The sequence below is a fragment of the Sphaerisporangium rufum genome (assembly GCF_016863395.1).
Lineage (GTDB): Bacteria > Actinomycetota > Actinomycetes > Streptosporangiales > Streptosporangiaceae > Sphaerisporangium > Sphaerisporangium rufum.
On record NZ_BOOU01000004.1, the window covers coordinates 47,299 to 73,699 of the forward strand.

At 73.5% G+C, this 26,401-nt stretch carries 23 protein-coding genes; 14 read left to right on the forward strand and 9 right to left on the reverse strand.

The annotated features are described in order from the left end of the window. Positions 1-165 precede the first annotated feature (165 nt). From Sru01_RS36115 to Sru01_RS01830, 5 genes are all read left to right on the forward strand, one after another. On the forward strand, positions 166-1,566 hold the full coding sequence (locus tag Sru01_RS36115; RefSeq protein ID WP_203982045.1) for a DUF7544 domain-containing protein: 1,401 nt from the start codon (positions 166-168) through the stop codon (positions 1,564-1,566). Further along, positions 1,563-2,219, forward strand: a complete 657-nt coding sequence (locus tag Sru01_RS01815) for a DUF4129 domain-containing protein (RefSeq protein ID WP_239136767.1) — start codon at positions 1,563-1,565, stop codon at positions 2,217-2,219. Before Sru01_RS36115 ends, Sru01_RS01815 begins: the two co-directional genes overlap by 4 nt. A gap of 214 nt (positions 2,220-2,433) precedes the next feature. Continuing rightward, the gene (locus tag Sru01_RS01820) at positions 2,434-3,630 is read left to right on the forward strand and encodes a DUF4350 domain-containing protein (protein WP_203982046.1); all 1,197 of its coding nucleotides are present in this window, start codon (positions 2,434-2,436) and stop codon (positions 3,628-3,630) included. 443 nt (positions 3,631-4,073) lie between these two features. Further along, complete coding sequence (locus Sru01_RS01825) at positions 4,074-5,027, forward strand: AAA family ATPase (protein WP_203982047.1); 954 nt, start codon at positions 4,074-4,076, stop codon at positions 5,025-5,027. Beyond that, a complete protein-coding gene (locus Sru01_RS01830; protein ID WP_203982048.1) occupies positions 5,027-6,376 on the forward strand; it encodes a DUF58 domain-containing protein in 1,350 nt (449 codons plus the stop codon). The genes Sru01_RS01825 and Sru01_RS01830 overlap by 1 nt, the downstream gene beginning before the upstream one ends. A gap of 402 nt (positions 6,377-6,778) precedes the next feature. On the opposite strand, the gene Sru01_RS01835 is transcribed toward Sru01_RS01830, so the two are convergent. After that, entirely contained in the window at positions 6,779-6,985 is a 207-nt protein-coding gene (locus Sru01_RS01835) for a DUF397 domain-containing protein (protein ID WP_203982049.1), read from the reverse strand. 678 nt (positions 6,986-7,663) lie between these two features. Here Sru01_RS01835 and Sru01_RS35275 point away from each other — a divergent pair. Then, positions 7,664-8,041: an alpha/beta fold hydrolase domain-containing protein gene (locus tag Sru01_RS35275; protein ID WP_239136755.1), complete on the forward strand. Its 378-nt coding sequence runs from the start codon at positions 7,664-7,666 to the stop codon at positions 8,039-8,041. 81 nt (positions 8,042-8,122) lie between these two features. On the opposite strand, the gene Sru01_RS01845 is transcribed toward Sru01_RS35275, so the two are convergent. Next, entirely contained in the window at positions 8,123-8,407 is a 285-nt protein-coding gene (locus Sru01_RS01845) for a putative quinol monooxygenase (RefSeq protein ID WP_203982050.1), read from the reverse strand. 234 nt (positions 8,408-8,641) lie between these two features. On the opposite strand from Sru01_RS01845, the gene Sru01_RS01850 reads away from it, so the two are divergent. Both Sru01_RS01850 and Sru01_RS01855 read left to right on the forward strand, forming a co-directional pair. Continuing rightward, positions 8,642-8,941 carry a DUF6247 family protein gene (locus Sru01_RS01850; protein ID WP_203982051.1) on the forward strand — a complete coding sequence of 100 codons (300 nt, stop codon included), beginning with the start codon at positions 8,642-8,644 and terminating at the stop codon, positions 8,939-8,941. After that, the gene (locus Sru01_RS01855) at positions 8,938-9,183 is read left to right on the forward strand and encodes a hypothetical protein (RefSeq protein ID WP_203982052.1); all 246 of its coding nucleotides are present in this window, start codon (positions 8,938-8,940) and stop codon (positions 9,181-9,183) included. The genes Sru01_RS01850 and Sru01_RS01855 overlap by 4 nt, the downstream gene beginning before the upstream one ends. Before the next feature lie 494 nt (positions 9,184-9,677). Here Sru01_RS01855 and Sru01_RS01860 read toward each other — a convergent pair whose 3' ends face one another. Beyond that, positions 9,678-10,331: an XdhC family protein gene (locus Sru01_RS01860; protein WP_203982053.1), complete on the reverse strand. Its 654-nt coding sequence runs from the start codon at positions 10,329-10,331 to the stop codon at positions 9,678-9,680. A gap of 244 nt (positions 10,332-10,575) precedes the next feature. On the opposite strand from Sru01_RS01860, the gene Sru01_RS01865 reads away from it, so the two are divergent. Together Sru01_RS01865 and Sru01_RS01870 are read left to right on the forward strand one after the other, a co-directional pair. After that, the gene (locus Sru01_RS01865; RefSeq protein WP_203982054.1) at positions 10,576-12,255 is read left to right on the forward strand and encodes a penicillin-binding transpeptidase domain-containing protein; all 1,680 of its coding nucleotides are present in this window, start codon (positions 10,576-10,578) and stop codon (positions 12,253-12,255) included. A gap of 243 nt (positions 12,256-12,498) precedes the next feature. Beyond that, the gene (locus Sru01_RS01870; RefSeq protein ID WP_203982055.1) at positions 12,499-13,332 is read left to right on the forward strand and encodes a hypothetical protein; all 834 of its coding nucleotides are present in this window, start codon (positions 12,499-12,501) and stop codon (positions 13,330-13,332) included. 21 nt (positions 13,333-13,353) lie between these two features. On the opposite strand, the gene Sru01_RS01875 is transcribed toward Sru01_RS01870, so the two are convergent. The 3 genes from Sru01_RS01875 to Sru01_RS01885 all read right to left on the reverse strand — a co-directional run bounded on the left by Sru01_RS01875 (position 13,354) and on the right by Sru01_RS01885 (position 18,128). Beyond that, positions 13,354-14,343 carry a stage II sporulation protein M gene (locus tag Sru01_RS01875; RefSeq protein WP_203982056.1) on the reverse strand — a complete coding sequence of 330 codons (990 nt, stop codon included), beginning with the start codon at positions 14,341-14,343 and terminating at the stop codon, positions 13,354-13,356. 87 nt (positions 14,344-14,430) lie between these two features. Then, entirely contained in the window at positions 14,431-15,960 is a 1,530-nt protein-coding gene (locus tag Sru01_RS01880; protein WP_203982081.1) for a multicopper oxidase family protein, read from the reverse strand. Further along, positions 15,960-18,128: an MMPL family transporter gene (locus tag Sru01_RS01885; RefSeq protein WP_203982057.1), complete on the reverse strand. Its 2,169-nt coding sequence runs from the start codon at positions 18,126-18,128 to the stop codon at positions 15,960-15,962. Before Sru01_RS01885 ends, Sru01_RS01880 begins: the two co-directional genes overlap by 1 nt. Positions 18,129-18,302: 174 nt before the next feature. Between Sru01_RS01885 and Sru01_RS01890 the strand changes: the two genes are divergently transcribed. The 3 genes from Sru01_RS01890 (at position 18,303) to Sru01_RS01900 (ending at position 21,150) form a co-directional block, all read left to right on the forward strand. After that, positions 18,303-19,472 carry a sensor histidine kinase gene (locus Sru01_RS01890; protein WP_239136769.1) on the forward strand — a complete coding sequence of 390 codons (1,170 nt, stop codon included), beginning with the start codon at positions 18,303-18,305 and terminating at the stop codon, positions 19,470-19,472. Continuing rightward, positions 19,469-20,194: a response regulator gene (locus Sru01_RS01895; RefSeq protein WP_275412129.1), complete on the forward strand. Its 726-nt coding sequence runs from the start codon at positions 19,469-19,471 to the stop codon at positions 20,192-20,194. The genes Sru01_RS01890 and Sru01_RS01895 overlap by 4 nt, the downstream gene beginning before the upstream one ends. Positions 20,195-20,352: 158 nt before the next feature. Then, a complete protein-coding gene (locus Sru01_RS01900) occupies positions 20,353-21,150 on the forward strand; it encodes an RDD family protein (RefSeq protein WP_203982059.1) in 798 nt (265 codons plus the stop codon). On the opposite strand, the gene Sru01_RS01905 is transcribed toward Sru01_RS01900, so the two are convergent. From Sru01_RS01905 to ahcY, 3 genes are all read right to left on the reverse strand, one after another. Next, entirely contained in the window at positions 21,128-22,318 is a 1,191-nt protein-coding gene (locus Sru01_RS01905) for an ATP-binding protein (protein ID WP_203982060.1), read from the reverse strand. The genes Sru01_RS01900 and Sru01_RS01905 overlap by 23 nt on opposite strands. 766 nt (positions 22,319-23,084) lie before the next feature. After that, positions 23,085-24,335 (reverse strand): adenosylhomocysteinase, encoded by a 1,251-nt coding sequence (locus tag Sru01_RS01910; protein WP_203982061.1) that lies wholly within the window; start codon positions 24,333-24,335, stop codon positions 23,085-23,087. A 107-nt stretch (positions 24,336-24,442) separates the two neighbouring features. Continuing rightward, the gene (gene ahcY / locus Sru01_RS01915; protein WP_203982062.1) at positions 24,443-25,870 is read right to left on the reverse strand and encodes an adenosylhomocysteinase; all 1,428 of its coding nucleotides are present in this window, start codon (positions 25,868-25,870) and stop codon (positions 24,443-24,445) included. Positions 25,871-25,981: 111 nt separating this feature from the next. Between ahcY and Sru01_RS01920 the strand changes: the two genes are divergently transcribed. Beyond that, positions 25,982-26,374 (forward strand): MerR family transcriptional regulator, encoded by a 393-nt coding sequence (locus Sru01_RS01920; protein ID WP_203982063.1) that lies wholly within the window; start codon positions 25,982-25,984, stop codon positions 26,372-26,374. Positions 26,375-26,401: the final 27 nt, after the last annotated feature.

Below are 26,401 nucleotides of genomic sequence, written 5' to 3' on the forward strand. Positions count from 1 at the left end.
GCGTAGCTTGCCCGTCCCGCCAATGATCTGCCCCAACGTCCTGCGCGGCGTGGCGCGCACGCCCCCCTCGCCAAGTGTGCGCCACGAACGCCACAAGGGCCATCCCCGGTCGCGTTCGGGTGATCGGCCACGACGGCAGTCCCCGCGACATGCCAGGATTGGGATATGTCAGACGGTCACGGCTCCGCACCCGGCACGCCACCGGGCTGGGCGGAGAACCAGCCCCCGCCGTACCAGGGTGCCGGCGGGACGCCGTGGACCTCCCCCAGCGACCCGGGGGCGGACCCCGGCCGGCCTCCGGCGGACGCCGCGCCACGCGACGCCGCGCCACGCGACGCGGCGCCACGCGACGCGGCGGCCCCTCCGGCGCCGCACGCCCCGCCGCCGCGTCAGGCGCCCGGCCCCGGCGGCCCGTATCCCCCGCCCGGCGGCGGCCCGCAGGGCCCAGGGTCCTACGGCCCGCCGGGCCCGGGCGGCCCGTACGGCCCGCCGCCGTACGGCGGTCCCGGCCCCTACGGGTTCCGGCCGCCGCCGCAGGCGCCGCGGCCGGGCATCATCCCGCTGCGGCCGCTCGCCCTGGGCGACATCCTCGACGGCACCATCAAGCTGATCCGCTCCAATCCCAAGGCGACGCTCGGCCTGTCGGTGATCGCGGCCACCGCCGGCACGCTGCCGCTCGCCATCGGCCAGGCGGTCTATTACCGCTCGCTCGGCGGCCTGCTGACCGACCCGGCCGGGCCCGCCGGCACGGCCGAGGTGCCCACCGGCGGCCTGGTCGCCCAGCTGGGCGGCGCCGGCCTGTCGTTCCTCATCCAGTTCTTCGTGGTGACCGTGCTGACCGGCGTGCTCACCCGCATCCTGGGCCGCGCCGTCTTCGGCGGGCGCATCACGGTCGGCGAGGCGTGGCGGCTCACCCGCGGGCGGGTCCCCACCCTGTTCGGCCTGGCCCTGCTGGCCGGGCTGATCGGCCTGGCGCCGCTGGCGGTGATCGCCGCCCTGGTCTGGGCGCTCGTCGCGGCGGGCGCCGGCACCGGGGTCGTGGTCGCGGTCGCCCTACTGCTCGGCCTCGCCTACCTCGCCTACGCGCTGTTCGTCACCACCCGGCTGGCGCTGGCCGCCCCAGCGGTCGTGCTGGAAGGGCTCGGCGTCACCGCGGCGATGCGCCGCTCGTGGCGGCTGGTGGGCGGCGGCTTCTGGCGGGTGCTCGGCATCCTGGTGCTGACCCAGCTGCTGACCTCCACGCTGGGCGCCATCCTTTCGGTGCCGGTCACCATCGTGAGCATGGTGGTGGTGTTCACCGGGGGCGGCTCGGTCGCCGCCACGGTCATCACCGCCGTGCTGTTCGCCGTCGGCGGCATCCTCAGCGCCATGATCACCTATCCGGTCGCCGCCGGGGTCAACGGCCTGCTCTACACCGACCGGCGGATGCGGGCCGAGGCGTTCGACCTGGTGCTGCAGACCGCCGCCGCCGACCAGCAGCGCCTCGGCTGGGTGCCCGCCGACGCCGACCACCTGTGGCACCCGTCGCACGCCGCCCGCGGCGGCGTCCCCACCGGGGCGCCGTGACCGCCGGCGCGTGGGCCACGGCCCTGCTCCTGGACGACGTCGAGCGCGGCGAGGGGCGGCGCCGGGCGGTCGAAGAGCTGCTCCGGCCCGAGTACCAGCGGGAGTCGCTGCCCGAGCGCGCACTGCGCACCGTGCAGGACTTCATCAACGGCCTGCTCGACCAGGTGGGCGGCGGGGTGCCGGGCGGCGTCCTGGCCCTGGCCCTGGTGATCATCATCCTGGCCGTGCTGATCGCGCTGGTCGCCTGGTACGCCCGCCGGGCCACCGGCGCCCGCCGGGCCCGCGGCACCGGCGGCCTGTTCGGCACCGGGCAGCGGACCGCCGCCGAGCACCGGCGGGCCGCCGAGGAGGCGGCCGCGCACGCCCGCTGGGCCGAGGCCGTCCGCGAGCGGCTGCGCGCCATCGCCCGCGACCTGGAGCATCGGGCCATCGTGGCGCCGCAGCCGGGCCGCACCGCCGACGAGCTGGCCCGCGCGGCCGGCCGGGAGCTGCCGGACCTGGCCGCCCGGCTGTCCGCCGCGGCCCGGCTGTTCGACGACGTGACCTACGGCCAGGCGCCCGGCACCGAGGAGGACTACCGGTTCATGTCCGAGCTGGACGAGGCGCTGGGCGCGGCACGCCCCGCCGCCGTGGCCGCCGGGGGCGCCGGATGACCGCGGCGAGCCCGACGCTTCCGGCGGATCCGATGGCAGGCATGAGCCCGATGCGCGCGCCGAACTCGACGCCCCCGGCTCTCGCGGTGGGTCCGATGACGGCCATGAGCCAGGCGGGCGCGCTGAAGACGACTCCGGTGATGCCGGTGAGTCCGATGGCAGGCATGAGCCCGGTGGGTGCGCCGCCACGCCGGGCTCGGGGGCGAGCCCGCCGATGACGCTGACCGCGACCCCGCCGCCCGCCGGCGCCGGCACCACCGCGCCGGGCACCTCGACGTCGCCCACCGCCGCCACGCTGTGGCGGCGCGGCCGGGGCGTGCTGGCCGCCGCCCTGCTGGTGCTGGTGGTCGCGGCGCTGACCGTGCTGGCCACCGGCACCAACGCCCCCGGCGCCCCGCTGGATCCGCGCGACGCGACGCCGGACGGCGGCCGCGCGCTGGCCGAGATCCTGGGCGACCGGGGCGTGCGGGTGGAGCGGGTGTCCGGCATCGAGGAGATCATGCGACTGGACGGGCCGGACACCCAGATCCTGCTGACCGACACCTCCCATCTGTCCACCTCGGACGTCACCCGGCTGGTCCAGGGCCGGTCCGATCTGCTCATCGCCGGCCCGGTCGCCGCGCTGTCCCGGCTCGCCCCCGAGGCCCGGCCGAAGGCGCAGGCGGTGGCGCGCTCCCGCGAACCCGGCTGCGCGCTGCCCGCCGCGGTCCGCGCCGGCAGCGTCTACCTCGGCGGCATCGCCTTCACCACGCCGCGCGGCGCCGTCGGCTGCTACCCGAGCGACGACGGCCCGACTCTGGTCCGCACGACCGGCGCGCGGACCGTGACGGTGACCGGGGACAACGGCTTCATGAGCAACCGGCGGCTCGCCGAGGACGGCAACGCGGCGCTGGCGATCAACCTGGCCGGTGCCAAGCCCGTGCTGGCCTGGGTGGTCGAGCCGGACCGGGAGCAGGGCGGGACGGGCACGCCGGGGTCCGGCCGGGCCACCCTGGGCGAGCTCATCCCGGCGCAGGTACCGTGGGCCGTGGTCCAGCTCGGCGTGGCGCTGCTGCTGGCCGCGCTGTGGCGGGGACGCCGGCTCGGCCCGGTGGTGGCCGAGCGGCTCCCGGTGGCCGTGCGCGCCGCCGAGACCGTGGAGGGCCGCGGGCGCCTCTACCGGGCCCGCCGGGCCCGCGACCGGGCCGCGGCGACGCTGCGGGCGGCCACCGCCGCCCGGATCGCCCCCCGGCTCGGCCTGGCCGGGGACGCCGGCCCAGATTCGATCATCGCCGCCACCGCCCTGCGTACCGGGCAGGACCCGCGCTGGGTGCATTCTGTGATGTACGGCCCCACACCGGCCGATGACGCCGGGCTCGTCGCCCTGGCCGGCCACCTCGACACCTTGGAAAGGCAGGTACGAGAGCCGTGACCACTCCTCCGCCCGGAGGCCCGCCGAGCGGACCGACCGACGAGCCCTGGCCGCAGGACCGGCCCGGGTCCGCCCCGGCCACCCCGGCCGCGGCCGACGCGACCGGTGCCCGGCCGCCGGCCGGATCGTCCGGAGCCCATCCCGGACCGAACGGTCCAGAATCAATGCCCGCCACCGGGCGCCCGGCCGGAGAAGGGCACGGCCCCGACGGGGAACACCAGGCCGGCACGACACCTGCGTCCCCCGCTGCGGGCCGCGAACCCGGCACGGCACCCGAACCCCATACGGACCGCAGTCCCGATGCGGGACTCGAACGCGACGCGGGATACGAACCCAACGAGCGACGCGAACCTGACCTGGGACCCGAATTCGACCGAGGACGCGAATCCGGCGAGGGACGCGCGGCCAACCGGGGCCAGGAGTCCGACCGGGGACGCGAACCGGTGCCGCCGCGCGACGCCGCCCGCGACGCGCTCGGCGCGCTGCGCGCCGAGATCGGCAAGGCCGTCGTCGGCCAGGACGCCGTGGTGACCGGCCTGGTCATCGCGCTGCTGTGCCGCGGGCACGTGCTGCTCGAAGGCGTCCCGGGCGTGGCCAAGACCCTGCTGGTGCGCACCCTGTCGGCCACCCTGGCCCTGGACTTCAAGCGCCTGCAGTTCACCCCGGACCTGATGCCCGGCGACGTCACCGGCTCGCTGGTCTACGACGCGCGCACCGCGGAGTTCGTCTTCCGCGAAGGCCCGATCTTCACCAACCTGCTGCTCGCCGACGAGATCAACCGCACGCCGCCCAAGACGCAGGCGGCGCTGCTGGAGGCGATGGAGGAACGCCAGGTCAGCGTGGACGGCTCGCCGGCCCGGCTGCCCGACCCGTTCATCGTGGTCGCCACCCAGAACCCCGTCGAGTACGAGGGCACCTACCAGCTGCCCGAGGCCCAGCTCGACCGGTTCCTGCTCAAGCTGACCGTGCCGCTGCCGCCGCGTGACCAGGAGATCGCGGTGCTGGAACGGCACGCGCTCGGCTTCGACCCCAAGGACCTGTCGCACGTGCGGCAGGTGGCCTCGGCCGAGGACCTGGCCGCCGGCCGGGCCGAGGTGGAGAAGCTGCACGTGGCCGCCGAGGTACTCGGCTACATCGTGGACCTGGCCCGGGCCACCCGCATGTCGCCCTCACTGCACCTTGGCGTCTCGCCGCGCGGCGCCACCGCGCTGCTCGCCGCCGCCCGCGCCTGGGCCTGGCTGTCCGGCCGCACGTACGTCACCCCCGACGACGTCAAGGCGCTGGCCAAGCCCGCGCTGCGGCACCGCGTCCAGCTGCGCCCGGAGGCCGAACTGGAGGGCGCCACCGCCGACGGCATCCTGGACGGCATCCTGGCCTCGGTCCCGGTCCCCCGCTGATGGCGCTGACCGGCCGGGCGGCCCTGATCGCCATGATCGGCGCGGTGGCCGTGCTGCTCGCCCCGCGCCCGGCGTACGCGGTGCTCGGCCTGCTGCTGGTCCTCGCCGCGCTGGTCGCGCTGGACCTGCTGCTGGCCGGGCCGGTCCGCCCGCTGCGCTTCCGGCGCGGCGGCGAGCGGCGGATGCGGCTCGGCGAGACCGCCGAGATCGAGCTGATCGTGGAGAACCCGGGCCGCCGCCGCGTCCGGGGCGTGCTGCGCGACGCCTGGCCCCCGTCGGCCGGCGCCGCGCCGCGCCGGCTGCCGCTGGACGTGCCGGCCGGCGAGCGGCGGCGGCTGATCGTGCGGCTCACCCCGACCCGGCGCGGCGACCGGGAGGCGGTGGCGGTCACCGTGCGGTCCCTCGGGCCGCTCGGCGTCGCCGCCCGCCAGGGTTCGCACCGGGTGCCGTGGTCGGTGCGGGTGCTCCCGCCGTTCCTCAGCCGCAAACACCTGCCGGCCAGGCTGTCCCGGCTGCGCGAGCTGGAGGGCCGGCACCCGGCGCTGATCCGCGGGCAGGGCACCGAGTTCGACTCGCTGCGCGAGTACGTGCCCGGCGACGACGTCCGCTCCATCGACTGGCGCGCCACCGCCCGCCGCTCCGACGTCATGGTCCGCACCTGGCGCCCCGAGCGCGACCGCCGGGTCCTCATCGTCCTGGACACCGGCCGCACCTCCGCCGGCCGCGTCGGCACCGCTCCCCTGCTCCAGCCACCCGGCACCCCCGGCCCGCCCCGGGACGCGGCGGGCTGGCCGCGGCTGGACTGGTCCATGGACGCCGCGCTGCTGCTCGCCGCGCTGGCCACCCGGGCCGGCGACCGCGTCGACTTCCTGGCCCACGACCGGACGGTCCGCGCCTGGACGTCCGGCAACTCCCGCACCGAGACGCTGACCGCCCTGGTGAACGCGATGGCCCCGCTGGACGCCGAGCTGGTCGAGTCCGACGCCGAGAGCATGGTCGCCGCCGTACTCTCCCGGGCCCGGCACCGGTGCCTGGTCGTGCTGCTCACCGACCTGAACCCCGCCGCCATGGACGAGGGCCTGCTGCCGGTGCTCCCCCAGCTCGCCACCCGCCACCTGGTGCTGGTCGCCGCGGTCGCCGACCCCCGGGTCGCCGCGATGGCCGCCGGCCGCGGCTCGGCGGAGTCGGTCTACGACGCGGCCGCCGCCGAGCACCTGCGCGCCGAACGCGCCCGCCTCACCGCCCGGCTGCGCCGGCACGGCTGCGAGGTGGTGGACGCCCTCCCCGACGACCTCGCCCCCTCCCTCGCCGACGCCTACCTGACCCTCAAATCCACCGGCCGCCTCTGACCCCGGCGCGCACGCTCAGTCATTAGGGTGGCGGCTATGTATGGCCGAAACTTTTTTTGATAGCAGGGTCATTGATTCTTCTCTTCGTGACAGTTGCGTCGTTAGAAGCCGGTGACAGCGCTGGAGGACGATTAGCGGCTCTGGCTTTGGCCGGAGTCGGATGTGCAGTGCGATAGCGATGGCGATTGGCACGCGCGAGCCGATTCCGCACATCCCGCCAGGCGAAGAGCACCAAAAAGCTGGAGACATCGCACCTTGCGCCGTCGTGGCGGGTTGGCGCCGTTCAGCGGCCTATATGGCCACGCATCCAACTCCGTCATCCAGGGCCACGCAGCTCATGTGACAGGCGCCGATCTGTGCGCCACGGGCAGGCCGAAAAGCCTTGCGATTCCCCTGATCGGCCTAGTCACGGCGAAACGGACCACGCTCTATCGCTCCGATGAAAGATGACCATTCGGTTGACGGAACGACAAGAGGCGGGAATTCAGGACTCTTGCTGTCACGCACCGCCACCTTGCCGGGGTGGTTGTTGGCCATCTCCAGACAGGTTCCCTGATCGGTGCTGTACGAGCTCTTGCGCCAGCGGGCGTCGGATGAATCACGCGACAAGCCGGTTCACCGCTTCCTCGATCATACGCAGCGACTACTTGAACGTTAGCGCCTCCATCGAAAGGCCGTCGTCGTCTCGTCCGGGCGGGGTGAGGGACGGTGAGAGCATCGGGGAACCGGCGGCACGCTGGCAGGCCGGCCAGATGCGGCCGGGTTGGTGATCTTTGTGGTAGTTTCGGGGCCGCCGTGCAGTACTACGGGATCGAGGAGGTGAGACCGATCAACGCTGTGACAGGTCGGGGCTCCCTCCTTCGCATGGCCTAGGGAGCGCCCGCGCAAGGCATCCCGAAAGGCATGAAACCCTGATGCGCTTCACCTCCCAGACGTCGTCGGACGGCGTCACCGAGCAGTTTTTCACCCTCAATGAGATTCCCGGCGTGCTGTGGACGCCGGACGGCGGCCGGGGTCCCCGGCCGCTGATCCTGCTGGGGCACGGCGGCGGGCAGCACAAGACCGCTCCGGCCACCCTGTCTCACGCTCGCCGCTACGCCGCCGAGGGGTTCGCGGTCGTCGCGATCGACGCGCCCAACCATGGTGACCGTCCCAAGGACGCGGAGTTCGGCCGAATCGCGGCAGAGATGCGGGCGGGCATGGCGGCCGGCGGGAACCCGGGCGAGCTGGTCGCCGGCATGCACGCCCGGCTGGCCCCCCCAGGCGGTCGCCGACTGGCAGGCGGTGGTGACGGCGGTCCAGCGGCTGGACCAGGTCGGCGCCGGCCCGGTCGGCTACGCCGGCGTGTCGATGGGCTGCGGGCTCGGCATCCCGCTCATCGTGGCCGAGCCGCGGATCCAGGCCGCGGTGCTCGGACTGCTGGGCGTAGCCGGGCTGGCCGAAGACGCGGCGCGGATCACCGTACCGGTGCGGTTCCTGGTCCAGTGGGACGACCGGCAGGTACCGCGGGACCAGAGCCTGGCGCTGTTCGACGCTCTCGGCTCGGCGGAGAAGACCTTGCACGCCAACCCCGGCGGGCATGGCGAGGTGCCGTCGTTCGAGATCGACGACGCGCTGAGCTTCTTCACCCGGCATCTGAGCCGGCCCGCAGGTCGCCGCGCCTAGCGCCACCCGAGGCGTCCGCACCGGCCGGCAGCCGCTGCCGGCCGGTGCGTCCGGCTCAGCCGGCCCCGTGACCTTAGGAGGTCAGGCCGGGCCGGTGCTGGAGATGTGGTGGCGGGCCACCTCGGCGGAAGTGATCATGTCGGTCTGGTCGTCGTCCGGGCCGGAGCCGCGGAAGGCGTCCAGGTCGACCTCGGACTGCCACTGCTCGTAGACATTGACCCGGTCGGGGTCGAGCAGGTCGGCGCTGACCGCGAAGTCGACGCAGCCGGGGAAGGCCCGCGCCTTCTCCACCACCTCGACGCAGGTCTTCAGGTAGCCGTCGCGGGTGCCGGGCGCGACCTTGATCCAGCCGGAGACGATGAGCATGCAATCACCTTATGGCCCGGTACCGACACTCTGGACGGCCTCCCGGGACCCGACGGCTGGACGGACGGGTTCCACGAGCACGCCCAGCTCGGGACGGTCGTGATCGGTGGTCACCGCGTCCGCCATCGCCTTCGTTTTTCGATCTTGTGGTCCGTCAAAGCTTCACTCGCTGATAGCCGACGAAGCGAGAGCATCCTGGGGCGTCCGCATGCTCGGGCGGATAGGTTGGGCCGTATGACAGCTCAGCCTGTGGAGCCCCTTCCGCCCCGCGATCCGGGGGAGGATCCGGCAGCGATCTTCGAGATGCTTCCACCGCCGTACCGTCCCGAGTTCCGAGCGGAGTACGACGAGGCTTTGGATGCCGCGCACGACCTGGCCCGCTTCAAGCAGGTGCAGATGCTGTTGCGCCAGTGGCGCCTGCGTGCGATCGCCTACGCCCGACCAGGCTATGCGGAAGCCGTTCAAGACGGACTCCAGAACCGTACGGAGATGTTCACTCGCTACTCCCCGCCGGAGTGGGAAGGCAGAGTGTGACCTACAAGTTCGACGGCTTCCACGGGCGCGCCCTATACGAGCTGAACGGTCTCCCCGCGGAGGTTCGCGACGGCCCGCTGCTGGAGCTCCTGCGCGATCCGTGGGACGCGGTCGCGGAGCGACCCGGCCAGTCCACGGTGAGACACGCCTTCTTCGGAGATGACGGCCAAGGGATGATGACGTTCATCCTCGACGAGGAAATTCGGACCTTGCGCATCATCGACCTCCTCTGGGCCGGCTGACCCCTTTACGCAGCTGAGCGACTGCGGATCGAAACCCGCCGGCCACGCTTGGGCGAAGTCGGTCTTCGACGCGGCCATCGCCGGGCACCCGCACGCCGAACGCGCCCGCCTCACCGCCCGACCGCCCACCTGCGCCGGCACGGCCGCGAGGTGGTGGACGCCCTCCCCGACGACCTCGCCCCCGCCTACCTCACCCCAAATCCACCGGCCGCCTCTGAGCGTGCCCCCGCAGCCTCGGCGGACATCCGGGCGAGACGGACGGGCTGCACGAGCCCGAAACCGGGCCGGCCGCTGCGATGCCGAGCCGCGCCGCCATCCCTCTCCCCTGCGACGCAAAGCCGCGCCCGCCGTGCCGCTGAGCCCCTGGGATGCAAAGCAGCGCCCCCATCCCCCTGATCGCCGGCGATGCAGAGCCGCGGCCCCCATCCCGCTGATCCCCGGCGAGGCGATGGCGGCCCAGGCGTGCCGGAGGGCCCGTCCGATGCCTAAGGTCGTCAGAAGGTGAAGCCGCCGGGGCGGCCGTTGCGGTCGGCGATCAGGCCGGCCAGGGTGGCGATGGCGATCTCCGGCGGGGTGCGGGAACCGATGTTCAGGCCGATCGGCCGGTGCACTCGGGCGATGTCGGCGTCCGGGACGCCCAGCTCGGCCAGCGCGGCCAGGTGCGGGGCGGTGTGGCGCGGGCTGCCCATCACGCCGATCCACCGGCAGTGCAGCGCGAGCAGGTCCCGGAGCATCATGCCCAGCTCGGCGCGGTCGTGGTCGGTGACCACGACGTCCACCGTGCCGTCCAGCCAGGCCGGCGGAGCGGTGGCCACCGGCAGGCCCTGCTCGCCGACCGCCGCCGCCCGCTCGGCGTCGGGTTCCAGCAGCAGCGGGTGGTAGCCGATGTCGGTGCCGTAGCGGAGCAGGTGGCCTGCCACCGGCGAGGCGAACACCGCCACCAGGGTGCGCCCTTCGGGCGGAACGGGGATCTCGCCGTGCGCGGCGGCGCACGCCGGGTCCGTCCCAGCCGCCGCCGAGCCGTGGTGCGGCGAGTCCGCGCCCGCCGGCCCTCCCGGCACGTCCGCCCTCGCCGACCATCCCGGCGTGTCCGCCCTCGCCGGCCCGTCCGAGGCGTCCGTGCCCGCCGGTCGTGCGTGGTCCGCCATCAGGACTCCTTCCAGGCCGGCCCACCGTGGGTGGCCGCTGATCGGCAGTCTCCCATCCGGCCGCGGGTCCCGGGCCATCCGGCCGGCCGGGGCGTGTCCACGGCGCCGGAGGAGTTCGGTGACGGGGTTGCGGTCGGCGTTAACTGCGGTTTCGCGTGGAGCTTTGCGGGCTTAGAGGGTGATTTGTCGGACGGCGGCCTTACGATCTCCGCCAGGGGAACCGGTACGACGGACGGGTGGCGGGATGCGGAGTCGGTGGCCGGTGCTCATGGTCGCCATGGTGGCGCTGATGATGGCCGCCGGGGCGTTCGCGTTGCTGCTCGCGCCCGAACCGGCGGAGGTGGCGGCACAGCGCCCGATGCCCACCTCGCCGCGGCCCGAAACGCCCCCCGGGTCCGGGGCGCCCGCGGAGGCCCCGCCGGGCGCCGGGTCCGGTGCCCAGGCGGCCACACCCCCGCCGGCCGTGGTCGCCACCGACCCGGCCGGGACGGCGGGCTCGCCGCCCGCCGGCACTCCGGCCGCCGCCCAGGACACCCCGGAGGCGGTGGCGGAACGGTACTTCACCGCGTGGCGGGCCGGGGACTTCGCCGCGATGGCGGGGCTGGTGGCCGATCCGCCCGCCGACTTCGCCGATCGGCACCGCCGGTTCAGCGCCGACCTCGGGGTCACCTCGCTCACCCTCACCCCCGGCGCGATGGCCCGCCCGGCGGCGGACGCGGCCGAGGTGCCCTTCCACGGCGTCCGGGAGGTCACCGGCATCGGCGCCTGGGAGTTCGACTCGGCCCTGCGCCTGACCCCGGCCGGCGGCGGCTGGCGGGTGCGGTGGTCGCCGGAGACCCTGCACCCGGCGCTGAAGGACGGCGGCAGCCTGCGGCTGCGCCGTACCGAGGAGCGCCGTCCGGCGAACCTCACCCGCGAGGGCAAGCCGTTCCCGGCGGACAGCCGGGCCGGCGACTACTTCACCGGCCTGGACGGGCGGACCACCCGGCTGGCGCTGGAGGAGCAGCCCTCTGGAAAGGTGCTGCTCTCCTCCCCCGAGCCGCCGGCCGGCACCCGGACGACCATCGCCGCCCGGGTGCAGGCCGCCGCCGCGAAGGCGGTGGACGCCGCCGGGCGCCCGGCCGCGATCGTCGCGCTGGACACCGGGTCCGGGCAGATCCGCGCGGTCGCCGACACGCTCGGCGGCCGGCGGGCGTTCAACGGGCTGTACCCGCCGGGGTCGTCGTTCAAGGTGGTCACCGCGGCGGCGCTGCTCGGCGCCGGGCTCGGCCCGGACGCGCAGGTGGGTTGCCCGGCCTCCTACACGCTGCCGAACGGCCGGACCTTCACCAACGACGGCGGCGCCGACCGTGGCACCGTCTCGCTGACCATGGCCTTCGCCCATTCCTGCAACACCACCTTCGCCCGGCAGGCGTACGAGCGGCTGGCGGGCGACCGGCTGCGCGCCGAGGCCGCCGACCGGTTCGGGTTCCGGGAGAAGCCGGGGCTCGCCTACTGCCGGATCCGCCCGGCCACCACCCCGGACGAGCTGGGCAGCGACGCCATCGGGCAGAACTCGGTGCAGGCCAGCCCGCTATGCATGGCCGAGGTGGCCGCCGCGGTGGCGAGCGGGACCTGGCGGCCGGCGACGCTGGCAGAGACGCCGCCGGCCGGTTCGGTGCCGCCGGTGCCGCTGGACGGCGGGGTCGCCGCCGCGCTGCGCGACATGATGCGCGCCGTGGTGACCGGCGGCACCGCCGCGCAGGCCGGGCTGCCGGACGGTACGGCGGGCAAGACCGGAACCGCCGAGGTGTCCGGTGCCGCGTCACACGCGTGGTTCATCGGCTACCGGAAATCACTGGCGTTCGCCGTCTTCGTGCAGAACGGCGGCAGCGGCCCGAAGGTGGCCGCCCCGATCGCCGCACGCTTCCTGCGCGCCCTGTGACCCCGGACCGGCGCGCGGGCGGCTCGAAAGTTTCACGATCGGCTCCGCCTGCGGCGCCGGCCGGAGAGATCGCGAACGCAGCCGGTCGACGGCGGTCTCCGGCCCGCCGCAGACTCGGCGGCCGGGCCGCCCGGCGTCCGGGCGCCGAGCCACGCGCGTTGACTGTTAACGCTAACACAACCTAGCGATTGGTCAGCAGGCCGTCATCGGCCGCGTTCCGTCCGACCGCCTAGGAGGCCCCCCATGAGACATCGGCGTCTGGCCGCCGTGCCCTTTCTGATCATCGGACTGCTCTTCTCGCTCGGCGGCGTCGCGCGGGCGTCCGCCGTCGCCGCCGACGACTGGAACCCGCCGGCCAACCTCGTCACCCCGCTCAACCAGGTCTGGCAGCACGTGGAATCGACCTACGGAAACCCCTACGGGTTCCGCAACTACGGCTGGGACCAGGTCATGGCCAACCGCGGCTCGATCAACTACTGCGTCCGCTGGGACTCCCCGGCCAAGGTGTCCGTCTCGCTGCGCGACCAGATCCACGCCACCCTCGCCCGCCAGTTCAAGAAGTGGATGGACGTGATGGCCGGTCACAACGGCTGGCCGTACGCGAACGTACCGGTCAAGGTGGTCGGCTGGGCGGTCCGCGACCGGGCCCAGCTGCAGTGGAGCGACTCCTCGGTGGACGTCTACGTCAACGACATCAACGAGAACGCGCCGCAGTGCTCGCGGCCCTGCGGCCGGTTCTTCCACCAGGACGGCGACTACGGCGGCTGCCCGGGCGGCGCGGCGCACCACTACGACATGTCGCTGTGGCTCACCGCCGGGATGGGCGGCGGCGCGGGCGGCGACTGGGGCCAGCGCATCGGCAGCGAGTACTTCGTCAACAACCTCAACGCCGACAACGTGCACATCCTGCTCCATGAAATGGGGCATTCGTTCGGCCTGGACGACTTCTACGACTGGACCCCGTCCGGAGTGGGCGGCTTCCTGATGAAGGCCGGCTCGGCCGCGTACATCACCGAGTTCGACAAGTGGATGTTCCGCGACTGGTGGCGGCACCTGAAGTCCCGGTACGGCTACTGACCGGCCCGGCCCCGGCGGATGTCAGGCCGTCGGGGCCAGGTCGGGGGCGCGTTCCAGGTCGCCGGTCTCGCCGGCGCGCAGCGCGCGGCGGCCGAAGTAGGCCACATACGCCAGGAACGCGCCCTCGGCGACCACGCCGATGGCGATCCGCGCCCAGGTGGGCAGCGGGGACGGGGTGACCATCGCCTCGATCAGCCCGGAGACCAGCAGCACCACCACCAGGCCGAGCGCCACGCTCACCACCGCGCGGCCCTGCTCGGCCAGCGCCTCGGCGCGCCGCCGCGGCCCGGGGTCGATCGCCGTCCAGCCCAGGCGCATGCCGGCGGCGGCGGCCAGGAAGACCGCGGTCAGCTCCAGCAGGCCGTGCGGGGTGATCAGGCCGAAGAAGATGTCCAGCCGGTCGCGGGAGGCCATCAGGCCGCCGGTCACCCCGACGTTCAAGGCGTTCTGCCACAGCACGTACGGGATGGGCAGGCCGAGCAGCACCGAGGACGCGATGACGGTCATCGACACCCAGGCGTTGTTGATCCACACCTGCCCGGCGAACGCGGTGGCCGGGTGCTCCGAGTAATAGTCGGCGAAGTCCCGCTCGACGAGCTGCTTGATCTGCTCGGGCGTGGCGATGGCGGACTGGACGGCCGGGTCGCCGGCCACCCAGGCGCCGAGCACCAGCGAGACGGCGAGAAACGCCAGCGCGGTGCCGGCCCACCACCAGCGGGCGCGGTAGGCGACGACCGGGAAGGAGACGGTGAAGAACCGGGCGAACTCCCGCCAGGCCGGGGTGTGCGCGCCGGTGACCGCCGACCGGGCCCGGGCCACCAGGGCCGACAGCCGGCCCACCAGCAGCCGGTCGGTGCCGGACCGGACGATCGACAGGTGGGTGGCGGTGCGCTGGTAGAGCTCGACCAGCTCGTCGACCTCCGGCCCGCTCAGCGAGCCCCGGCGCCGGACCAGCTCCTCCAGCCGGTCCCACGACGGCTGGTGCGCGGCGGCGAACGCGTCGATGTCCACGAGGACGAGCCTATTGCCCCGGCCCGCCCGGCGGGTCCGGGACCGATCGGCGGGCCGGCCGGGTGGAAGCGGCCGGTTCTGAGCCGCTCAGACGACGTCGAAGTTGGACATCATCATCATGTCCTCGTGTTCGAGGTTGTGGCAGTGCATGACATAGCGGCCGCGGTAGCCGGTGAACCGCACCAGGATCTCGGCCACCTCCGAGCCGCCGAGGTCGATCGTGTCCTTCCAGCCCCGGTCGGTGGCTCGCGGGCCGCGCCCGTTGCGGCTCAGGATCTGGAAGTGGGCCAGGTGCAGGTGGACCGGGTGGTGGACGTCGGCGATGATGCGCCACACCTCGGTGGTGCCGAGCCGCACCCGCGCGTCGGCGCGGCGGGTGTCGAACGGCTTACCGTTCACCGTCCACATCGCCTGGCGGTGCTCGCCGTGGCCGCCGACGCCCCGGCCGAACAGGAATTTCCGGTTGGCGACCGCGTCCCGCCGGGACACCGGCTCGGCGGCGACCAGGCGGGACGGCACCCGGCTGTCGTCGGCGGCCTTGCGCACCACGTCGAAGCGCATCACGTGGCTCAGGTTCCCTTCGCCGAACTCGTTGGCCAGCCTGACCTTGGTGCCGACCGGGTAGGCGGAGAAGTCGACGACCACGTCGAACCGCTCGGCGGGGGCGATGTCGATCCGGGCGTGCCCGGCCGGGGCGGGCAGCAGGCCGGCGTCGCTGCCGATCTGGACGAACGCCGGCCCGGACGGCGGGGGCGGGTCGAGGGCGAGCCGGTAGCGGCGCGCGTTGGACCCGTTCAGGAACCGCAGGCGGTACCGCGCGGCCGACACCGCCATCCGCGGCCACGGCGCGCCGTTGACCAGGATGACGTCGCCGAGCACCCCGTCGCGGTAGGCCTCCTCGACGCCCGGCCGGTCGCGCAGCGCCGGGTCCAGGGCGGGGTAGCGCAGCGAGCCGTCGGCGGCGAAGGCGCGGTCGCCGATGAGCAGCGGGATCTCCCGCTCGCCCTTCGGCAGCGGCAGTGCCTCCTCCTCGTCGTCGCGGACCAGGTGGAAACCGGCCAGGCCCCGGTAGACCTGCGGGCCGGTGAAGTCCATCCGGTGGTCGTGGTACCAGAGCGTCGCGGCGGGCTGGTCCAGCGGGTAGACGTACTCCTTGGCCGCCCCGCCGGGCCGGATGACGTCGGTGGGGTAGCCGTCGTGTTCCGCCGGGGTCTTGCCGCCGTGCAGGTGCACGACGGTCGGGACCGCCAGCGTGTTGCGGTGCGTCACCACCGTGCGGCGGCCGCGACGCGACTCGATGGTCGGGCCGGGGAACCTGCCGTCGTATCCCCAGATCTCGGTCTGCAGCCCCGGCAGGATCTCCACCGCGGCGGCGCGCTGGGTGATCTCGTAGTGGTCGGCCGCGCCGTCGGAGCGCACCGGCTTCAGCACCGGGGGGACGGGCAGCGGCACGGTGAACGGGGCGGGGAGGTGGGCCTGGCTGCGCAGCAGCCGGCCGGTGCTCCCCCCGGCGCTCGCGCCGCGCTCGAACGGCCCGCCGTCGCCGCAGGCGGCCAGCGCCGGCGCGGACAGCGCGGCCGCGCCGGCCAGTCGCAGGACCTCGCGTCGGCCGAGCATCACGCATCGCCCTTCTCGAGGGCGATGCGGGGCATGACCCGGGCGAGGCCGCGGGGCAGCCACCAGGCGCGGGCGCCGAACAGCTGCATGACCGCCGGGACGATGAGGCAGCGGATGACCAGGGCGTCCAGGAACACGGCCACCGCGAGCCCGAGTCCGAACTGCTTCAGCATCCGGTCCGGGCTGAGCAGGAACCCGGCGAAGACCACCACCATGATCGCCGCCGCCGCGGTGACGACCCGGCCGGTGGTCGCCATGCCCTCGCGGACGGCCGCGCCGGCGTCGCGCCGGCGCTCCCATTCCTCGTGCATGCGCGACAGGAGGAACACCTCGTAGTCCATCGACAGGCCGAAGGCGATGGCGAAGATCAGTACCGGGACGAACGCCTCGACCGGGCCGGGCTCGATGCCGAGCAGGCCGCCGAGCAGGCCCTGCTGGAACACCAGCGTGACCACGCCCATCGCCGCGGCGACGCTGAGCAGGTTGAGCACCGCGGCCTTGATCGGGATGAGGATCGAGCGGAAGACCAGCAGGAGCAGCAGGGACGACAGCCCGACGACGGCGATGACGAAGATCGGCAGGCGGTCGGTGACGGCGGCGGCGAAGTCCTCGGCGGCGGCCGTCCCGCCGCCGATCAGGACGGTGGTGCCGGTCTGCCGGGCCACCGGCGGCAGCACGTCCTCGCGGAGCCGGCGCACCAGGTCGGCGGTGCGGGTGTCCTGCGGCTGGTAGGCCGAGAAGGTGATCAGGGTGCTGATCGCGCGGCTCTCGGCGGGCTGCGGCGGGGTGACGTCGGCCACGCCGGGCGTCCGGCCGATCGCGTCCTGCACCGCCTTGGCCCGGCCGGGGTCGCCCTTGACGACCACGATGATCGGCCCGTTGAACCCGGGGCCGAAGCCCTTGGCGAGCAGGTCGTAGGCCTGCCGGCTGGTCCGGGTGGGGGCGCCGTTGCCGGGGTCGGCGAATCCGAGGTTCATGCCGAGCACCGGTGCCGACAGCGCGAGCAGGACGATGCCCGCGACGATCGTGGTGGGCCAGGGCCGCCGCTGCACGGCCGCTGTCCAGCGGCGCCAGCCGGCGCCGTCCTGCCGGCGCGCGCGGGCGGCGCGGCGCCGCACGGAGCGCTCGATGCGCCCGCCCATGATGGCCAGCAGGGCTGGCAGCAACGTGAGGGCGGCGGCCATGGTGACCAGGACGGTCAGCGCGACGGCCACCGCGACGCCCTGCAGCGAGCCGAGGCCGAGCACGACCAGCCCTACCAGGGCGATGATCACCGTGCAGCCGGCGAAGAAGACGGTACGGCCCGCGGTGTCCAGGGCCTTGCGGGTGGCCGCGCCGCGATCCGCCCCGGCGAGCAGCTCGCCGCGGTAGCGCGAGAACAGCAGCAGGGCGTAGTCGATGCCGACGCCCAACCCGACCAGGATCATCAGCGGGCTGGTGTACTCGGCGACGGTGAAGACGTGCGAGGCCAGCGCGATCAGGCTGATGGTCGAGCCGACCGCGAACACCGCGACGACGATGGGCAGGGTCGCGGCGAGCAGCGAGCCGAAGAGGATCATCAGGATGATCAGTGCGGCCAGCAGCCCGATGCTCTCGGCCGGGCCTCCCGGGTTCGGTTCGGCGGCCATGACCGGGTCACCGGCGAACTCCACCTGCAGCGAGCCGCTCGCCGCGGTCCGGGCGGTGTCCATGATCTTGGTGACGGCCGCGACGGGCACGTCCTGGGACGCGCCGTCCAGCGTCACGGTGGCGTAGCCGATCGTCCCATCGCGCGCGACCATCCACTGGTCGGCGTACGGGCTGCGCACCCCGGCGACGTGCGGAAGGGTCTTGACCCGGGCGAGCATGTCCTCGACCCGCTCGCGCGTCGCCGTCCCGCCGAGGCCGCCGGGATCGCGCATCACGATCTGCACGGTGGCGCCCGCCTGCACGGGCGCGTCCTGCTTCAGGGTGTCGAGGGCCGCCTGCGACTCGGTGCCGGGCAGCGAGAAGTCGTTGTGGAAGTCGTCGCCGGCGGCCTGGGCGCCGATGGTGACGCCGGCGAGCACGACGACCCATGCCACCAGTGCCCACCAGCGGCGCCGGTAGGACCAGCCGGCGAGCCGCTCGAAGCGGCTCGGCCGCGCGACGGCCCCGCCGGGAGCGGGTGTGATCGTGGACTGGACCATCGGTACCAGACCTCCTGGGTGAGAAACCACTGAATCCGGTCTGACCGTAGGAGCGGCGGCAACAAGCCCGGAACGCCCCGCGGGAGGATCCGGCCGTCCCCCCGCGGAGGGACGGCCGGATGCTCCTTTGGGGCGATATGTCGTGGTAATCCGCGCTCATACACTCAAGGCGTGATGCGGAGGAGCCTGGCCGCCGACGGGGCCGTCACCCTGGCGGCCCTCGGTCTCACCCTGGTGATGCTCGCCGGGGGCGGATTCGGGGACACGACGCCCGGCGCCCGGCCGCTGGACGTGCCGGGGGTCCTGCTGGCGGCGGCCACGGCGCTGCCCCTCCTCGCGCGGCGCCGCGCCCCCTTCACCGTCTACGGGGTGGTCGCGGTGGCCGGCCTGCTGCTGGACGCCTTCGGCTACCCCTACGACGTCCCGTTCGGCCCGGTGATCGCCGCGTACGGCCTCGCGGTGACCTGGAGCGGGCACCCCCGGCGCTCGCGCCGGCTCGCGGCGCTGCTCGCCATCCTGGCGTTCGCCCCGGCCACGGCGGTCGCCTACGCGCTGAGCGAGCACCGCCTGCAGGGCATCACCCCGGAACTGGTGTTCTTCGCCTTGCTGACCGGCGGCCTGTGGCTGGCCGGCGACCGGGCACGGCTGCGCCGCGAGCAGCTCGCCGTGCTGGAGGAGCGGGCCACGCGCACCGAACGCGAGGCCGAGCGTGAGCGGCGCCTGGCCGCCGCGGAGGAACGGATCCGGATCGCCAGGGAGCTGCACGACTCCGCCGGGCACGCCATCAACGTCATCCTCGTGCAGGCGGGCGCCGCGCGCCTGCTCCACGAGCGCGACCCGGAGGGCTCCCGCCGGGCGATCGCCACCGTGGAGAAGGTGGCGCGCGGGACCATCGGGGAGATCGACCGGCTGGTGCGCGCGCTGCGCGAGGACGACGGCTCCGCACAGTTCGAACCGGCCGACCCCGCGGCGCTGGAGGAGCTGGTGCGCCGCCACCGCGCCGGCGGCCTGCGGATCTCCACCGACCTGCGGGGACCGCGCGCCGCGCTGCCCAGAAGCGTCGCGTGGGCCGCGTACCGGATCCTGCAGGAGGCCCTGACGAACGCGGCCCGGCACGGCGGCGAGGGCCGGGTGGACGTCGCGGTGCGGTTCGACCCGGACGCCGTCGAGATCACCGTCACCAACCCCGTCGGGCCGGGCGGCACCCGGCCGGGCACCGGCGGGCACGGCATCATCGGCATGCGCGAGCGGGCCACCCTGCTCGGCGGCGTGCTCGACGTCACGACCACCGGCCGGACGTTCCGCCTGCACGCGCGGCTGCCCTGCGGAAGGGAGGCGACGTGACCACGCTCGGCGTCCTGATCGTGGACGACGACGACCTGATGCGCGCCGGGCTGCGGGCCGTCCTGTCCAGCGACGAGACGATCCGGGTGGTCGGGGAGGCCGCCGACGGGCGCGAGGCGGTGCGGCGCACCCGCGAGCTGGCGCCCGACGTCGTGCTGATGGACGTGCGGATGCCCGTGCTGGACGGCGTCGCCGCGACCAAGGAGATCACCGCGCTGGTGCCCGCGCCGCGGGTCCTCGTCCTCACCACGTTCGAGGACGACGACTACGTGTTCGGGGCGCTCGGCGCGGGCGCCTCGGGCTTCCTGCTGAAGCGCACCCGGCCCGAGCAGCTCATCGAGGCCATCCACACGGTGGCGGCCGGAGACTCCCTGCTCTCCCCCTCCATCACCCGCCGGGTGATCGACCGCATGGCGCGCTACCCGCGGGTGGAGCCGGCCGCCGCCCGGCGGCTCCGGGTGCTCACTCCGCGCGAACGCGACGTCATGGAGCTGGTCGCCCGGGGCCTGTCCAACTCCGAGATCGCGGCCACCCTCGTCGTCGAGGAGTCGACGGTCAAGACGCACGTCAAGCGGATCCTCGCCAAGCTCGCCCTCCGCGACCGGGTCCAGGTGGTGATCGCCGCCTACGAGACGGGCCTGGTACGGGCCATGGAGGAATCCGGGCCGCGCCCGCCGCAGGACCATGATCGGCGGGCCGGCCCCGGGACCTACCCGCGCTGACCGGCAGGCCGGCGGCCCTGGGACGTACCCGCGCTGACCGGCGGGCCGGCGGCCCCGGGACGTACCCGCGCTGACGGGAGGGCCGGCGGCCCCGCGCCGTGCGCCCTGCCCGCCGGGACCGCGAACCGTACCCGGGCGGACTCGTCTAGGGTGGGGGCGTGTCCGATGTGGTGACCGGCGAGGCCGTGGTCCTGGAGGTGCGGGTCGCCCAGCTGCCGAGCCGCGCGGTGGCACTGGCGATCGACATCGCCCTGCAGATCGCGGCGTTGATCGGCCTCAGCGCGCTGGTCGGCCTGCTCGCCACGGTGCTCGACGGCGCGGCGCTGACCGCGCTGTCGCTGCTGCTCAGCGTGCTGGTCATCGTCGGCTACCCGGTGATCTTCGAGACGCTCTCCCGGGGACGCAGCATCGGCAAGCTCGCCATGGGCCTGCGGGTGGTCGGCGACGACGGCAGCCCCGAGCGGTTCCGCCAGGCGCTGTTCCGCGGGCTGGCGGGGGTGCTGGAGTTCTGGATCCTGTTCGGCGCGCCCGCGCTGATCTGCTCGCTGGTCAGCGAGCAGGGCAAGCGGCTCGGCGACCTCTTCTCCGGCACGATCGTGATCTCCGAGCGCGGTCCCCGGCAGCACCCGCCGCCGGAGATGCCGCCGCCGCTGGCCGGCTGGGCCCGCACGCTGGAGCTGTCCCGGCTGCCCGAGCCGTTGGCCGCCACCGCGCGGCAGTACCTGTCGCGGCTGGGCGAGCTGTCGCCGCCGGTCCAGCACGAGATGGGCCTGCGCATCGCCGCGCAGTTCGCGGCCTACGTCTCGCCGCCGCCCCCGCCGCACGCGCCGCCGTACGCCTATCTGGCCGCGGTGCTCGCCGAGCGGCGCCGCCGCACCCTGGAGCGCCTGGCCCGCCGCCGCCCTGGGCCGCAGCCATCCGGATATGGCACCCTCAGCGGTCCCAGAGGTCGCTGACCGGCAACGCCGTCAGCCGGTCTCCGAACGACAGGGACCTCGGCCCGGTGTAAAAGACGAATCCGTGCACGAAGTCGGCGCCGATGGTGTCCCGCAACGTGGCCAGGCCTTTGAAGTCATCCTGTTTCACCGATTCGGTGGCTTTAGCCTCCACCCCGACGATCCGGCCGTTGTTCCGTTCGAGCACCAGGTCGACCTCCGCGCCCTGGCTGACCCGCCAATGATGGAGTCCGACCCGGAAAGGCGCCCAGGTTGCCTGCTTGGCGATCTCGTTGACGATGAACGACTCCACCAGCGGCCCCCGCGCCGGTGACACACGTGCGGCCAGGCCATCGGGGTCGACGCCGATGAGGTGGGCGGCGAGGCCGGTATCCGTGACGTGCACCTTCGGGCGGCGGACCGCGCGCGCCACCAGGTTCCGCGACCATGCGGGGATCTGCCGGACCAGGAAGACGGTCTCCAGCAGCCCAAGGTAGCGGGCGACCGTGCCACGATGAAGTTGCAGATCGCTGCCGATCTTGGCCATGTTGGGCTCCTGGACCGTGCTCGCCGCGGCCAGGCCGAGCAGCCGGCGGAGGCTGCTCGGTTCGTCGATCCTGGCCATCTCCCTGACGTCGGTGTCGATGATCGATTGGACGTAGGCCCGGTACCACTGGTCCCGGGTGAACTCTGACCTCAATGCGACCGCCTCCGGGTAGGAACCGCGGCAGATGAGTTCGAAGTAGTCCTGCCTGCCGTAGGCGGCGAGCACCGATGTCCGGAGGGTTTCCGGATCTTCGAAAGCCGTCACCAGGAACGACTTCCCCGAACCGGCCAGTTCCTCCTGGGCGAACGGCCACACCTCAAGGATGCCCGCCCGCCCGGCGAGCGATTCGCTCAATGACGGCGTTGACAGGAACCTGGTGGAGCCTGCCAGCACGAATTGCCCTCGGCCGCCCTGCCTGTCGACCGCCGCCTTGATCGCCAGGATCAGGTCGTCCCCGCCCCGCTGGATCTCGTCGATCATCATGGGCCGTGCGCCACCGGCGATGAACGCGACCGGATCGGCGTGCGCCGCCGCTCGCAACGACCCGTCGTCCAAGGTCAGATACGTTCCGCCACGTCCTGCGTTGAGCTCCTGCAGCAGAGTGGTCTTGCCGGACTGTCGCGGCCCGTTGACGATCAACACCCGGAAGGCGTCGAGGAACTCCTCGGCGTGGCCGGTGACCCCGCGGGGGACCAGATCGGCCATGACGGCTCCCTCCTGCGGCACCATCGAGGAGCCGCCACGACACTCGACGATACGGAGACCGCCAGTTCATAGGTACCCAACCGACATTTGACGGTTGATCTAACCGACAGATGACGGTACGAGCGCCGACAGTTGACGGGCGAAAAAACCAACACAGTGGGCTAATCGAACCGACATTCGGCGAGACACGACCGGCAGACCGGAGGGGCCCATCCACGCGGCGAGTCGACCGGGTCACGGTGGCACCTTCGATGCCGACGGTGGCCGGCGTGGCCCGGCTGCCGGACCACCGTCCGGGAGCGCGGGAAGCGGTCGGATGGTGATCGCCGCACTCGAGTGCGGCAGGTGATTTCCTGGGGTTTCTCGGTTTCTCGTCATGGATGTGCATAGGGCGGGCAATCCCGGGCACGAGGCTGCGCAGCGGGCCACTGGGGCATTGGCCCGCGACGTGGGAATCGGGTATGGCCGGCGTGTGAGGGAGAGGTCACGCCGGCCATATCCATCCCGCGACACCACCGGGCACCGACCCGGCTCAACCGGCCCCGGTAACCGCCTGGCACGCCGCCACGACCTCGCCAGGATTTCGCCCGCCCGAGTTCCGGGGCCGCCGCGCCACCCGTATCCTTCGGGACGTCCAAGCCGCCCGTACCCGCGGAGACGTCAGGGCCACCCGTCCGACAGAGCCGTCCGAGCGCCGGAGACGTCAGGAGCCGACCCGCCAGGAGTGCAGGTAGTCGGCCTGCTCGGCGGTCAACTCGTCGATGCCGATGCCGGCCGCGCCCAGCTTGAGCCGGGCCACCTCGGTGTCGATCTCGCCCGGCACGTCGTACACCCCCGGCGCCAGCCGGGACCGCTCCTCGGCCAGCCAGGCGACGGCCAGCGCCTGCGCGGAGAACGACATGTCCATCACCGCCGCCGGGTGTCCTTCGGCGGCGGTCAGGTTGACCAGCCGGCCCTCGGCCAGCAGCAGCAGCCGGCGCCCGCCGGGCAGCACGTACTCGTCGGTGTGCGGCCGCACGCCGAGGTTGACGTCCTCGGCCAGCGCCTCCAGCGCGCGCACGTCGATCTCGACGTCGAAGTGGCCGGCGTTGGCCAGGATGGCCCCGTCCTTCATCTCGGCCAGATGCTCGCCGCGCACGACGTCCCGGTTGCCGGTGACCGTGACGAACAGGTCGCCCACCCGCGCCGCCTCCGACATCGGCCGCACGTCGTAGCCGTGCAGGCTGGCGTCCAGCGCCTTCACCGGGTCGATCTCGGTGACGATCACCCGGGCGCCCTGGCCGCGGGCCCGCTCGGCGACGCCGCGCCCGCAGTAGCCGAACCCGGCGACCACCACGGTGCGGCCGGCCAGCAGCATGTTGGTGGCCCGGACGATGCCGTCCAGGGTGGACTGCCCGGTGCCGTACCGGTTGTCGAACATCCGCTTGGTCCGGGTGTCGTTCACCGCGACCATCGGAAAGCGCAGCGCCTGCTCGGCGGCCATCTGGCGCAGCCGGATGATCCCGGTGGTGGTCTCCTCGCAGCCACCGGTGACGCCGTCCAGCATGTCCAGCCGCTCGGTGTGCAGGGTGTTCACCAGGTCGCAGCCGTCGTCCACCACCAGCTCCGGACCGGTGTCCAGCGCCCGGTGGATGTGCCGGTAGTAGGTCTCCCGGTCCACCCCGGCCCGGGCGTGCACCGACACGCCGTAGGCGCGCAGCGCCGCGGCGACGTCGTCCTGGGTGGACAGCGGGTTGGAGGCGGCCAGCGAGATCTCGGCCCCGCCGGCCTTGAGCGCGCCGACCAGCACGGCCGTCTCCGCGGTGACGTGCAGGCAGGCCGCGATGCGCAGGCCGTCCAGCGGGCGGGCGCGCCCGAAGCGCTCGCCCACCGCCCGCAGCACCGGCATGGACCGCAGCGCCCAGTCGATCCGCCGCTCGCCGGCCTCGGCCAGCGACTCCTCCTCGATGTGCACGTGCCTCCCCCTGGCGTCCCGCGGCCGGCCCCCGGCGGTGGGAAGGTCCCCGCGCGAGCCCGCGCGGGGACCTGGTCCGGCCGGGCGGCCCGCAGGTCGCCGGCCGGTCAGTAGCGGTAGTGGTCCGGCTTGAAGGGGCCCTCGACGTCCACGCCGATGTACTCGGCCTGCTCCTTGGTGAGCGTGGTGAGCTTGACGCCGAGCGCGGAAAGGTGCAGCCGGGCGACCTTCTCGTCCAGGTGCTTGGGCAGCACGTAAACGCCGATCGGGTACTGCTCGGTCTTGGTGAACAGCTCGATCTGGGCGATCACCTGGTTGGTGAACGAGTTGGACATCACGAAGCTCGGGTGTCCGGTGGCGCAGCCGAGGTTCATCAGCCGGCCCTCGGCCAGCACGATGATGTTGTGGCCGTCGGGGAAGGTCCAGGTGTGCACCTGCGGCTTGACCTCGGTCTTCACGATGCCGGGGATCTTCGCCAGCCCGGCCATGTCGATCTCGTTGTCGAAGTGGCCGATGTTGGAGACGATCGCCTGGTGCTTCATCCGGCTCATGTGGTCGGCCGTGATGATGTTGAAGTTGCCGGTGGTGGTCACGAAGATGTCGGCGGTGCCGACGACCTCGTCCAGCGTGGTGACCTGGAAGCCGTCCATCGCCGCCTGCAGCGCGCAGATCGGGTCGATCTCGGTGACGATGACCCGGGCGCCCTGGCCGCGAAGCGCGTCGGCGCAGCCCTTGCCCACGTCGCCGTAGCCGCAGACCACCGCGACCTTGCCGCCGATGAGCACGTCGGTGGCGCGGTTCAGGCCGTCGATCACGCTGTGCCGGCAGCCGTACTTGTTGTCGAACTTCGACTTGGTGACCGAGTCGTTGACGTTGATCGCCGGGAACAGCAGCGTGCCGTTCTTGAACATCTCGTACAGGCGGTGCACGCCGGTGGTGGTCTCCTCGGTGACGCCCCGGATGCCCTCGGCCACCTTGGTCCACCGGCCCTCGTCGGTGACCGTGCGGCGCAGCAGATCGAGGATGATCTTCCACTCCTCGGAGTCGCCCTCGGCCGCGGACGGCACCGCGCCGGCCTTCTCGTACTCGGCGCCCTTGTGGACGAGCAGGGTGGCGTCGCCGCCGTCGTCGAGGATCATGTTGGGACCGCCGCCGCCCGGCCAGGCGAGGGCCTGGTCGGTGCACCACCAGTACTCCTCCAGCGTCTCGCCCTTCCAGGCGAACACCGGCACGCCCTTGGGGTCGTCCACCGTGCCGTCCGGGCCGACGACGACCGCGGCGGCCGCGTGGTCCTGGGTGGAGAAGATGTTGCAGCTGACCCAGCGGACGTCGGCGCCGAGCGCGACCAGGGTCTCGATGAGGACGGCGGTCTGCACGGTCATGTGCAGCGAGCCCATGATCTTGGCACCGGCCAGCGGCCGGGACTCGGCGTACTCGCGGCGGATGGCCATCAGGCCCGGCATCTCGTGCTCGGCGAGCTGGATCTCCCGGCGGCCGAAGTCGGCCAGCGCAAGGTCGGCGACCTTGAAGTCCATCGTGTCTTCCCCTCAACCCGGTCAGTTCGTCTCTGCGAGTTTAAGAGGCCGCCGAACCACAAAGCACCCCCAGAACCTTGAATCTGACATAAGAATGTCAGAATCGACGGCATGCGCATCAGTGAAGCGGCCCGCGCCCTCGGCCTGTCCCCCCGGATGCTCCGCTACCGGGAGGCGCTCGGCCTGCTCCCACCGACCCGGGCCGGCGGGTCGCACCGCAGGTTCGGGCCCGAGGAACTCGCCGCGGTCACCCAGGCGATGGAGCTGGAACGCCGCTTCGACGTGTCACCGGCCGAGCTGTCGTTCGCCCTGCGGGTGCTCAGCGAGCCGGCGGTGGCCCAGGCGGTCCGCGACCTCGGCCTGCGCATCGGGCGCATCCACGCGCCGCGCCGGGCGCTGGACTTCGAGAAGGAGAAGGCGCTGCGCCTGCTCCGCGGCCGCCCGGCCGGCGTGCCCGGCAGGCGGGAGGGCGCGGGACGCCCGCCCGGAACCGGGCGGGCGTGACGGCCGGCCCGGGGGTGACGTCAGCCC

Excerpts from the sequence above, each read along its gene's own strand:
- Sru01_RS01880 (WP_203982081.1), bottom strand. The coding sequence starts at position 15,960 with ATGCTCGGCCGACGCGAGGTCCTGCGACTGGCCGGCGCGGCCGCGCTG.
- Sru01_RS01850 (WP_203982051.1), top strand. The coding sequence starts at position 8,642 with ATGACAGCTCAGCCTGTGGAGCCCCTTCCGCCCCGCGATCCGGGGGAG.
- Sru01_RS01890 (WP_239136769.1), top strand. The coding sequence starts at position 18,303 with ATGCGGAGGAGCCTGGCCGCCGACGGGGCCGTCACCCTGGCGGCCCTC.
- Sru01_RS01870 (WP_203982055.1), top strand. The coding sequence starts at position 12,499 with ATGAGACATCGGCGTCTGGCCGCCGTGCCCTTTCTGATCATCGGACTG.
- Sru01_RS01865 (WP_203982054.1), top strand. The coding sequence starts at position 10,576 with ATGCGGAGTCGGTGGCCGGTGCTCATGGTCGCCATGGTGGCGCTGATG.
- Sru01_RS01830 (WP_203982048.1), top strand. The coding sequence starts at position 5,027 with ATGGCGCTGACCGGCCGGGCGGCCCTGATCGCCATGATCGGCGCGGTG.
- Sru01_RS01860 (WP_203982053.1), bottom strand. The coding sequence starts at position 10,331 with ATGGCGGACCACGCACGACCGGCGGGCACGGACGCCTCGGACGGGCCG.
- ahcY (WP_203982062.1), bottom strand. The coding sequence starts at position 25,870 with ATGGACTTCAAGGTCGCCGACCTTGCGCTGGCCGACTTCGGCCGCCGG.
- Sru01_RS01885 (WP_203982057.1), bottom strand. The coding sequence starts at position 18,128 with ATGGTCCAGTCCACGATCACACCCGCTCCCGGCGGGGCCGTCGCGCGG.
- Sru01_RS36115 (WP_203982045.1), top strand. The coding sequence starts at position 166 with ATGTCAGACGGTCACGGCTCCGCACCCGGCACGCCACCGGGCTGGGCG.
- Sru01_RS01820 (WP_203982046.1), top strand. The coding sequence starts at position 2,434 with ATGACGCTGACCGCGACCCCGCCGCCCGCCGGCGCCGGCACCACCGCG.
- Sru01_RS01845 (WP_203982050.1), bottom strand. The coding sequence starts at position 8,407 with ATGCTCATCGTCTCCGGCTGGATCAAGGTCGCGCCCGGCACCCGCGAC.
- Sru01_RS01920 (WP_203982063.1), top strand. The coding sequence starts at position 25,982 with ATGCGCATCAGTGAAGCGGCCCGCGCCCTCGGCCTGTCCCCCCGGATG.